Source organism: Kurthia massiliensis, from assembly GCF_000285555.1.
GTDB lineage: Bacteria > Bacillota > Bacilli > Bacillales_A > Planococcaceae > Kurthia > Kurthia massiliensis.
On record NZ_CAEU01000090.1, the window covers coordinates 1 to 344 of the forward strand.

At 30.5% G+C, this 344-nt stretch carries 1 pseudogene; it reads left to right on the forward strand.

Features of this window, described 5'->3' with window-relative positions:
• Positions 1-83 precede the first annotated feature (83 nt).
• Positions 84-296: pseudogene (locus KMHG_RS18565) on the forward strand (BRO-N domain-containing protein); the annotation flags it as partial.
• Positions 297-344: the final 48 nt, after the last annotated feature.

Below are 344 nucleotides of genomic sequence, written 5' to 3' on the forward strand. Positions count from 1 at the left end.
TATTCCGAACGGTTCTTATAAAACAGAAGCGTGGTTCTTAACCGAAGATGGATTATATGAAGTATTAATGCAAGCCTTTATTCCTTGCAAAAGATGTTGCTGAATGGATTGACTACAGTAAAACATCGCAAGGGTATTACAATACATCAAAAATGTTATTAACAATTGATGAAGATGAAAAAACCACTATTACAAATAGTAATAGTGGTGGTAGTAAAATATTTTTAACTGAAGATGGATTATATGAAGTATTAATGCAATCACGTAAACCAATTGCAAAAGATGTTGCAGAATAGATTGAACATAGTAAAGTAACTATGATGTTAAACAACGTTGATGAAGAT